This is a genomic window from Aquiflexum sp., from assembly GCF_977115555.1.
On record NZ_CDSBKL010000151.1, the window covers coordinates 1 to 9,282 of the forward strand.

A 9,282-nucleotide genomic window follows, 5' to 3' on the forward strand; every position below is an offset into this window, starting at 1 on the left:
CAATATGGTTCGATATTAGATCTGCCAACTTGAGTTTTTGGAATTTGGCAAGGCCTTTGAAATTCAAATATTCCCGAAAAGATAACCCTGATAACTGATATAAAACCGCCCTCCTGCTTAAGTCTACATCTAATTTCATCATGTCAATGATAGATGATCCTGTAAATATGAGCTGAATGTCTTTATAAAAATCATAGCTGTTTTTGATCTCCTTAGCCCAATCAGGGTATTTATGTACTTCATCAATGACTATAGATTTTCCGCCTCTATTTCTAAATTGTTCGATGGTATCTATCAGGGTATTGCTCGTAAAATAGATATCATCCATGGTCCAGTATATTGCCTCATCTGATAGACCAAATTTGAGTTTAAGGTGTTGCAATACCAAAGTGGTTTTCCCTGTTCCTCTTGCGCCTAAAATTCCTATCAACCGGTTCTCCCAATCAATTTCATCGGCTTTATCCCGAATGGTTTCCAAAGATGTGGTTTGGAGGAGAGCTTTTGATTTGTAGATAAGCTTTTCCATTTTGCTATATATATTAGCAATTTAAGAAATAAAATGCTAAATGAAATAGCAAAAATAATTTTTTTCTAATTCTTAAATTTTGGTATTGGGTCTGTAGATTTTTATTTGTGCCCCATAAATAACTTAAAATTCAATTTTATATCGCACACGATAGAAAATATTCCCTACATTTGTATCGCTTACGATATAAAATAATCAATGATAATAAATATGAAAAACGGGTTTTATGATTTTTCTGCCAATAATCTTCAGGGCAAAGAAGTAGCCATGTCTGAATTCAAGGGAAAGACTGTTTTGGTGGTAAATACCGCAAGTCAATGTGGCCTGACTCCGCAATATGAGGGTTTGGAAAAACTCAACCAAAAGTATAAAGACAAAGGTTTGGTCATCCTTGGTTTTCCCTGCAACCAATTTGGCAATCAGGAACCGGGAGATTCCAAGGATATTGCCGAAGGATGTCTTCTGAATTATGGAGTAAGTTTTCCCATGTTTTCCAAAATCAATGTAAATGGGAAAAATGCCCATCCAGTCTTCAAATACCTCAAAGCTGAGTTGGGGGGAATATTTGGATCGAGGATCAAATGGAACTTTACCAAATTCCTCTTAGATGCAAACGGCAAACCAATCAAGAGATTCTCTCCGATCACCAAACCTGAGGAAATTGATAAATATTTAACCAAAATTTTAAAGTAATTCAATCCAACACTTATTTATCCTCTCCTCATAATGTCAGATAATCCATTAAACCGGTCATTTACCTTCCCAAATGGGGTGATCGTAAAAAACAGACTTTTCAAATCCGCGATGAGTGAAGGGCTCGGCAACAAAGATGGGTCACCAAAACCGATGCTTGACCTGCTTTATAGAAAATGGGCAGAAGGAGGGATAGGTCTCTGCGTGACAGGCAATGTGATGATTGACAGGAGGGCATTGGGAGAGCCGGGGAATGTAGTAATCGAAGATGCATCGGGATTGGAAGGATTGAAATCCTGGGCCAAAAACGCCACTTCAAAAGGCACACATTGTTGGGTGCAGTTGAACCATCCCGGAAAGCAGGCACCGAAGGGACTGAACAAAGAGACAGTTTCTCCTTCGGCGATACCTTTTAGGAAGGACATGCAGTCATTTTTCAATACCCCAAGGGAACTCACAGAAGCGGAGATTATGGATCTGATCGACAGATTTGCATTTGCAGCCAAGATTGTAAAGGAAGCCGGTTTTTCGGGTGTTCAGATCCATGGGGCCCACGGTTATCTGGTTAGTCAGTTTCTCTCTCCCCATCATAACCAACGCACAGATAGTTGGGGAGGAGATCCCGAAAGACGCAGAAAGTTTGTTTTGGGAGTTTATCAGGCCATGCGAAATGCCGTGGGAACGGATTTTCCTATAGGGATCAAGCTCAATTCGGCAGACTTTCAGCGTGGTGGATTTACTGATGAAGAATCTTTGGAAACCATCAAGGCCTTGGAATCAGCAGGCATTGACCTGATTGAAATCTCAGGAGGAACCTATGAAGCACCTGCCATGATGGGAGCAAAACGAAAAGAAAGCACAATAATGCGGGAGGCTTATTTCATGGATTTTGCAGTCAAAGCAAGACAAGCTGTCAAGACACCTTTGGTCGTGACAGGCGGATTCAGAAGCTTTGAGGGTATGGCTGAAGCCATTCATTCTGGAAATGTGGACTTCGTGGGTTTGGCAAGGTTGATCGCTGTAGAGCCGGATGCACCTCTCAGGCTCTTAGAAGGCCAATCACCCAAGTTATCTATCCAGCCTATAAAAACCGGAATCGGACCTATTGACAAAATGAGCATCATGGAGACTGTGTGGTATCGCGAACAGCTGGAAAGGATGGGGAAAGGAATGGATCCAAAGCCAAACCTTTCAGCCTTTGTCGTTTTCTTGAAATTTGCATATAAGTTGGTCTTCAAAAGAAAAGGGGCACTTAAGGAAAGAGCATCCTGATTTTTATTTTCAATCTATAATTTCCAATAATTATGAAATCAATTTTCAATCCCACCATTCAGCCCAAAACCAACATCGGACAGACTATCGTCAGGATTCTGTTAGGCAGTTTTCTGCTTTTTGCAGGAATCAGCCATCTTTCCTTTAACCGGGCAGAATTTTTGGCGCAGGTACCGCCTTGGGTTCCCATGGATCCGGATCTTGTGGTTATTCTTTCAGGTATAGTGGAAATAGTACTCGGGGCAACTTTACTTTTTCTTTCTTCAAAAAAAATTCAGGTTGGTTGGGTCACAGCAATATTCTTTGTGCTGATTTTTCCGGGCAATATTTCTCAATATCTCAATGGAATTGATGCTTTTGGTTTGGATACTGACAGGGCTAGGTTTATCCGTTTGTTTTTCCAGCCCGTGCTGATTGTGATGGCATTGTGGTCTACAGGGGCATGGCAAGCTTGGATCAAAAGAAACCAATAATCAGATGGACCAGTTAAAACTCGCTAACCAGATTTGTTTCCCCGTATATGCAGCTTCAAGACTGATCATTAGGGAATACCAGCCCCATTTGGACAAACTTGGGGTTACTTATCCCCAATATTTGGTGATGTTGGTACTTTGGGAAAATGATGGAATGCCTGTCAATGATATCGCCCAAAAATTGATTTTGAATACCAATACAGTAACACCGCTTCTGAAAAGAATGGAGTCAATGGGTTTGGTGTCAAGAATCCGATCTGAAGAAGATGAACGTAAAGTCATCATCCAACTAACAGAAAAAGGCAAGGCAATGAAAACAGAAGCAGCCCATATTCCTTTCAGTCTGCTGGCGGATATTTCAGCAGAGGAGCTCAATGTGGCCGAGTTGATTGCAATGAAAAACAAACTCGAGGAGTGGATTGAATATTTGAAGAAAAAGGGTTGATTTTTGAGAGAAAAGAGATTTTGTCGCAAATTGAATTAAGTCCTTTATCCAAATTGGAGATATACAGATTCCAAAGCAATTATTTTATACATCTCAAGAAAAAGTTTGTCGAAAAAAATTCCCTCCAGATTTAAAAATACAAACCCCTGAAAATTGAAATTTCAGGGGTTTTGACTTAGAAATGGAATGTATTAAAGGCCAAACCTATATTGAATGCCCGTCATAAATTGGGTTCTAGAACCCAAAAAGCCAGCTTCGGCACGAAACATCAGACTTTTGTTTAACTGGTATTGTGATCCAATTATAAAATTCCACAAATCTGCCGGTCTTCTATCCATGGTATATTGGATTGTACTGGATTCGCCATTATTCAGCGCACCGTCCACTGCGACAAGAAAGGTACTCGCTTTTTCAATGGCGAGATTGGCTGCGGTAAACTTTGCGATATTCACCGGGTTTAGCCTTTCTACCCGGCTAAGTCCTTCCCACCATTCATCTACCCTTACCTGTGCAAGTTCTACTTTTTCAAAACCTAGATCTACTTTTGGCTGGAGTTCGTCCACAGGTAGGACTTCATCAAAGTTTACCGATCCGCTTTGTTCCCTATTGATGTCGATTCTGAAGCCACCCACCCATACTGCTATTGCGCTTTCAGGTTTATTGAGTTTGAAGTTTTTGCCAAATCTCGGTCCAACAACAAATGTTCTTGTAGGCACCCGTAATTGTGGTACATCTGTCCAAGCTATGTTTATGTCTAAAGCTATAAAACCTCCGCCTACGCCTATGGTTGGTGTCATTCCAAACCCAAATGTGCCTGCATTGAAATCCACCCTGGAAGCTCCCGAAAATACTTCAGAATCAAAATTCAAGGAATCCGGAAGCCAAACACTATATCCCACTTCTGTCGATGCACTCGTCCGTGCCAATATTCCATAGACGTTAAGGAATGGGAATACCCAAATATCCGGCCTTACAGAAATAGCTCCTGCTCTTGATACTGCGGTATTGAATCGGACAATATCGTCCACATCAAATTTTTGTCCTCCATTGAAGCCTACCATGAGATTTTCGAGAACAATATCGGATTCTTGCCATAGATAATTTACACTTATGCCTGCAGAGTAAGGCAGGGAAAATCCTGCTTTGGTAGCTCTGTCTCCCCAAATTGGAAGTGCATAGGGATATTCAGCTGTTTTTATACTGTCAATGTATGATAGGTTTTTTTGACCGACTTCTTTATTGGTGAAAACTTGAGAGAATGCAGCGTTGGTAGAAAAAATCAGGATAGTCAGGATTAATAAAGTTTTATTCATTTTAGATAATTGGTTTAATTAGTTAAGATTTTTTTATTTCCCGACTCCAATTGGAATCCGCAGGTAGAGATCCAATTAAGAATTGTTGACTACCGAAGCCGTTGTTTTTTTGAAATCTACAATTCCACTGCAATGAAGCATGCCATCACTTATACTTTCAGGTACTTTTTTAAGTTTATTTCTCGGTCCTCCCGTCAAACCAAATTCTATTTTGTCTTTATTGGAAGCTTCGCCAAACAATAAACCAATCATGGCTCGGGCTTTGCTTGTGATCTAAGTAGTTACAAACAATAGCAGGAGGAGGATTTTAAATTTTTTGGGCATGGAAAATTGATCCATTGAATTAAAAATCAATTTCGCTATTAAATGGATTTTGTGATTTGGTGACGTGTCTTTATTTGCCTCAATTAATGGAATGTTTGCAGGAATTTCCCGCTAAGAGGTAAACACAGAGGCACTTCTTGAATTTAAATACAAACTCGAGGAGTGGATTGAATTTTTGAGGAATAAAGTCTAAAAAGTAATCGGTGTTTATTTCATAAAACAGAATTACATCCAATAGTTTTTTCTAAAAAATCAAAATGGAAAATATGAAAGTATGAGGTGTTTTTTTCTTGATTTAGTTTTGTGAACTTTTTGCTCCTGTTCCGATTGGAATCCTCAAGTAGATATTCAATGAAGAATTGTTGACTACAGCATCTGTGGTTTTTTTGACATCCACGATGCCACGGTAGTAAAGTACTCCTACACTCATGCTTTTCAATTCATTTTTGAGTTTGTAGCCTGCGCCTCCGACAAAGCCAAAATCCAGTCTGGCAAAATCATCCCCTACTTGGCGCTTAAATTCCAAATCACCCCCATTGTTTTCCAAATTAAAGTAATCAAAGGCCTTGGCCCTTAATCCTGCTTGCATCCCTCCCTCTAAAAGAATCCTGTTTTTTATACGCTGCTGAAACATTATGGGAACATAAAAATACCTCACTTTAGTAGTCAGAATTCCATCTTGAAAAATTTCATCAAATTCCGGATCGCCAATCGGATAGGTTGGCATTCCTGTAGCTCCGACGTTGGATTTGATCAAGACTCCGGTACTGATAAAGGAATTTTCTTTGAGCATGATATGAAAGTAAAATCCCAAGTTAAAATTATTCAATCCCTCAGAATCATTGTATCCGTTGAAATTGGACCTGTTCAATCCTCCCGTAAGACCGAATTCTATTTTGTCGGTATTGAGCTTTTCCCCAAACAGCAGGGAAATGAGGACTTGGGCTTTGCCGGTTATGGAAAAAGTCAAAAACAGAAATAGCAAAATAATTTTTGGTTTGTTTGCCATGATATGGTAAATAAGGGTTTTGTGAAATGATTATTAAATATAGTTTTTTAAAATACCTGATGATAGTAATTTGGGATGAATTTTGATTATACTGACCGCTGGTTTTTGTTTTATTTGATTTCCTTTCTAAATAATTCTTTCATCACTTTAACTTTCTCAGGATTTTCGATAAGAGATTGGTCCGAAAACATCATGATGCCTGAAGCTGGAGGTTTTGATCCTTCCAGCATCACTTTCCTGAATTCCTCCGGACTGACCATCCCCGGATTGTTATGGGATTGGACAATCGGCCAAATCTGTGGTTTCCCTTTTTCTCCGGCATTAGTGAGGTCTCCCAACCACGTCACATAATCCCCCACCCAAGAAGTTGACCTTTCTTTCATTTTGTGAAACAGCATGGGCGACAGGACATCGGCAGTTTTAGAAAATGCCAAAGGATCTATACCGAGTTTGCGGTAAAGCGCTGAATCATAATCATCGGGATACCAAGCACAATAAAAAACCCCCAATTTAGCATTAGGCCTTATTTCCTTGATGATGGCTTTCATTTCTTCCACCCAGCCATTGAGGATATCTGCCCTCCACTTTCTCCAAGCAGGGTCTTGATATTCAAGAATCCAACTTGCCTTATCAGCAATCAGGTTTCCTGGGATTTCCTTATTGAGACTTTTCCCGAATCGGGCTGTGCAGCGGTCACAAAAACAGGTTTCCGGAAGGATTGGAATATTGGTCTCAAACTGTGCATGCCAATGGACATAATCCAGAAAAATCCCATCCACATCGTATTCCTGAAGAATTTCCCTCAATTGGTCTGATCGGTATTTTTTAAAACCCGGGTCGGTGGGACATATCCCCATAAACCAGTCTGCAGGTTCGGCTTTTTCGCCCTTTTCTGTGATGGGCCAAGCTTCGGGATGGTCCTTAAGATATTCCTTTCCGTTTAGGATTGGAAATTCCACAAAAACCTTGGATCCCTGTTGGCTTGCTAGATCAAAAAACTCCCTATTTAGCGAAATGCTACGTACAAATACTGCATTCATACCCAAGGAATCATACCGATATCCTGCATTCAAAAGTGTGGACGGATTTCCATAGACGCCTTTAATAAAGGATTCAGGTTCTTTTTGTGTGGGATTGCATGAAAAAAGGAAACTCAAAATGACGAATGGTAGGATTACTTTCATTTCCTCAAATTAGCAATTACCAAAATGGAATCACAAAAAATAATGTGGAATATTCCCAATCAAGTTGGGAGAAAACGGATAGTGCCTGATAAATGATTCGAAAGATTGAATTGACAGGAATTGGATTTAGGTAAGCTCTTTGGTTTGGAAATTTCACTTTGAAAATCCCTATTTCTGTTTTTAAAAAACCGGAAGGGAATGATATTACAGACAAGAAAAATAAACCTTAAAAATTTTCAAAAAACTTTTCTAATTTGATTCAAAATCAAACTCATATGGAATCATTGGTACCGGAAGAAAAAATAAATTCAGAAACAGAATCACAGGAAAAACAACTGAGGGAAAATGTCAAAAAATCTCTACAAAATGAAAGAATAAGGGTGGCTTTTGAGAAGCTTCAACTTTCTTGGGTCAGGACTTCCGTGACTTTACTGGCAATAGGGGTTGGTGCATATCAGTATTTTTATGAGCGCGTAGAGTCGGGTAGACAAGGATTTTTAAAACATTTCACAGGTGCTCAATTTGGTGTTTTACTGATAATCACATCTTTCATTATTTTGCTTTTGGCTACGATCCAACACCATCAAAACTTGTTTAAATTGAAACAACAATATCCTGAGATGAGGTATTCAATCGGGTCAATTTTGGCTTATTTTATTTTGTTATTGACCTTTTCAATTTCAATGATGGTTTTGTTTGACAATAAATGAAAATTGATTCGAGCCCGGTATTTGAGATTTCAATAGCCGTGACAATTCTATGCCATGAAAGACAAATGGAGGAGTAACCTTAAACTTTGCAGAAGATTCCACTGCATAGGTTTCGTTTTTTTCAACAATGAGTTTTTTTGTTGTTGGACTGAAGTCAATTTTCTTTAAATCTACCCAAAATGTGTTTGGGGTCAAGGAAGTTTCGAAATAGCAAATCAGATTTTTTTGGTCAGAACCAGACCTCCAACTTGTCGAGGATATGTTGCATTCATCCGGAGTCGAAATTCCAAATGGAAAAGAGCAATTCCTGAAGACTGAAGGAATCGCCACTTCCATTTTGTCAGTCTTAAGGATGTTGTCAATGAAGTAGGAGGCTCTTTCAAACCTGTCCGTGGAACAATTTGTCCCAGGCAGCATGATGGTGCCCTGAATTCTCTTCCAATGTTTATTGAGACCAACCTGTTCTTCAAAAATTGGGGATTTGTCATGACATTGTAGGAGGGGTCATGGGGAATGAAAAGTATTCCTCCAACATATTCAAGGATTGCCTTGTCTCCTGTCGCATCAGAAAGTGAAAGGTGGACTGTGGTAGAGAAAATCAGGCAGGAGCGGAGCAATTGGGTTGTATTCATGCTTCAGGATTTTTGTATCAATATCGGATTAACCTACTACATTATCAACCAAAACCGATGGTTTGGGATATTTGATAATGATTTCATAACGACATGAAGCCAAAGTCTTTCAGGCCATGCTTTTCATTAAGTCCTAAAAATGGAGATTTCAAAATACCGCATACAAAATTGCCAAGCCAATCAGCATGGAGAATGGCGAAATCAAACGGAAATAGATTGGTTTCAAGATCTCTGCACTTTTTAAGGAGTAACTGTGGTGTAATCTCCTTGGCACAAAATAAAGTATGATAGAAGTGCCCAACATGAACCATCCAACTATGCTGAATACCTCCGGAAATCTTGAATAATCTGCATATCCTATCAATCCCGCTGCGGGAATCATCCGAACCGTAATCTCTGTATAATTGATCAAGTTGGTACTTCCGGCTTTCCTCAATATTTCCCTTGCTTTTTTTTGTGCAAAAAGCATCAAAAAAACAGTTGCAATGAAAAATACACCAAAAAGAATTACAGTCCATTTTGAAAGTATTTCCACCATAGATAATATTTTTTTTAATAGGTAAATATCAGTTTAATTTGATTGAAATTGTCATTTAAGTAAGGTCAATTTTTCTCTAAAAATCAACTTTGGATTTAAAAAAAAGGAAATCCCAAGTGCTTTTAAAAATTTGATTTTGATGGAAAATTGAATCTGCTGACCA

The 9,282-nt window shown here is 39.0% G+C and carries 13 protein-coding genes; 6 read left to right on the plus strand and 7 right to left on the minus strand.

The features are described 5' to 3' along the window. On the minus strand, positions 1–526 hold a 526-nt coding region (locus tag ACZFYI_RS10515; RefSeq protein WP_462524088.1), incomplete at its 3' end, for an ATP-binding protein. Positions 527–736: 210 nt separating this feature from the next. Here ACZFYI_RS10515 and ACZFYI_RS10520 point away from each other — a divergent pair. From ACZFYI_RS10520 to ACZFYI_RS10535, 4 genes are read left to right on the plus strand one after another with little or no spacing between them, the layout of a single operon-like run. Further along, positions 737–1,219 (plus strand): glutathione peroxidase, encoded by a 483-nt coding sequence (locus ACZFYI_RS10520; protein WP_462524089.1) that lies wholly within the window; start codon positions 737–739, stop codon positions 1,217–1,219. 33 nt (positions 1,220–1,252) lie between these two features. After that, the gene (locus ACZFYI_RS10525) at positions 1,253–2,491 is read left to right on the plus strand and encodes an NADH:flavin oxidoreductase/NADH oxidase family protein (RefSeq protein WP_462524090.1); all 1,239 of its coding nucleotides are present in this window, start codon (positions 1,253–1,255) and stop codon (positions 2,489–2,491) included. A gap of 32 nt (positions 2,492–2,523) precedes the next feature. Continuing rightward, the gene (locus tag ACZFYI_RS10530; RefSeq protein WP_462524091.1) at positions 2,524–2,964 is read left to right on the plus strand and encodes a DoxX family protein; all 441 of its coding nucleotides are present in this window, start codon (positions 2,524–2,526) and stop codon (positions 2,962–2,964) included. Positions 2,965–2,968: 4 nt separating this feature from the next. Continuing rightward, positions 2,969–3,409 carry a MarR family winged helix-turn-helix transcriptional regulator gene (locus ACZFYI_RS10535; protein ID WP_462524092.1) on the plus strand — a complete coding sequence of 147 codons (441 nt, stop codon included), beginning with the start codon at positions 2,969–2,971 and terminating at the stop codon, positions 3,407–3,409. A gap of 191 nt (positions 3,410–3,600) precedes the next feature. On the opposite strand, the gene ACZFYI_RS10540 is transcribed toward ACZFYI_RS10535, so the two are convergent. The 4 genes from ACZFYI_RS10540 to ACZFYI_RS10555 form a co-directional block, all read right to left on the minus strand. Continuing rightward, positions 3,601–4,722 (minus strand): hypothetical protein, encoded by a 1,122-nt coding sequence (locus ACZFYI_RS10540; RefSeq protein ID WP_462524093.1) that lies wholly within the window; start codon positions 4,720–4,722, stop codon positions 3,601–3,603. A gap of 75 nt (positions 4,723–4,797) precedes the next feature. Beyond that, entirely contained in the window at positions 4,798–4,974 is a 177-nt protein-coding gene (locus tag ACZFYI_RS10545) for a hypothetical protein (RefSeq protein ID WP_462524094.1), read from the minus strand. A 367-nt stretch (positions 4,975–5,341) separates the two neighbouring features. Beyond that, positions 5,342–6,055, minus strand: coding sequence for an outer membrane beta-barrel protein (locus ACZFYI_RS10550; RefSeq protein ID WP_462524095.1), 714 nt, complete (start codon positions 6,053–6,055; stop codon positions 5,342–5,344). Between the two features lie 110 nt (positions 6,056–6,165). Next, positions 6,166–7,239 (minus strand): family 10 glycosylhydrolase, encoded by a 1,074-nt coding sequence (locus ACZFYI_RS10555; protein ID WP_462524096.1) that lies wholly within the window; start codon positions 7,237–7,239, stop codon positions 6,166–6,168. 275 nt (positions 7,240–7,514) lie between these two features. Between ACZFYI_RS10555 and ACZFYI_RS10560 the strand changes: the two genes are divergently transcribed. Further along, entirely contained in the window at positions 7,515–7,949 is a 435-nt protein-coding gene (locus ACZFYI_RS10560) for a YidH family protein (protein WP_462524097.1), read from the plus strand. On the opposite strand, the gene ACZFYI_RS10565 is transcribed toward ACZFYI_RS10560, so the two are convergent. Continuing rightward, positions 7,920–8,366 carry a linear amide C-N hydrolase gene (locus ACZFYI_RS10565; RefSeq protein ID WP_462524098.1) on the minus strand — a complete coding sequence of 149 codons (447 nt, stop codon included), beginning with the start codon at positions 8,364–8,366 and terminating at the stop codon, positions 7,920–7,922. The two genes, ACZFYI_RS10560 and ACZFYI_RS10565, sit on opposite strands and share 30 nt — an antisense overlap. Positions 8,367–8,462: 96 nt before the next feature. Between ACZFYI_RS10565 and ACZFYI_RS10570 the strand changes: the two genes are divergently transcribed. Then, entirely contained in the window at positions 8,463–8,678 is a 216-nt protein-coding gene (locus tag ACZFYI_RS10570) for a hypothetical protein (RefSeq protein ID WP_462524099.1), read from the plus strand. 51 nt (positions 8,679–8,729) lie between these two features. On the opposite strand, the gene ACZFYI_RS10575 is transcribed toward ACZFYI_RS10570, so the two are convergent. Then, a complete protein-coding gene (locus ACZFYI_RS10575; protein ID WP_462524100.1) occupies positions 8,730–9,119 on the minus strand; it encodes a hypothetical protein in 390 nt (129 codons plus the stop codon). Positions 9,120–9,282 lie beyond the last annotated feature (163 nt).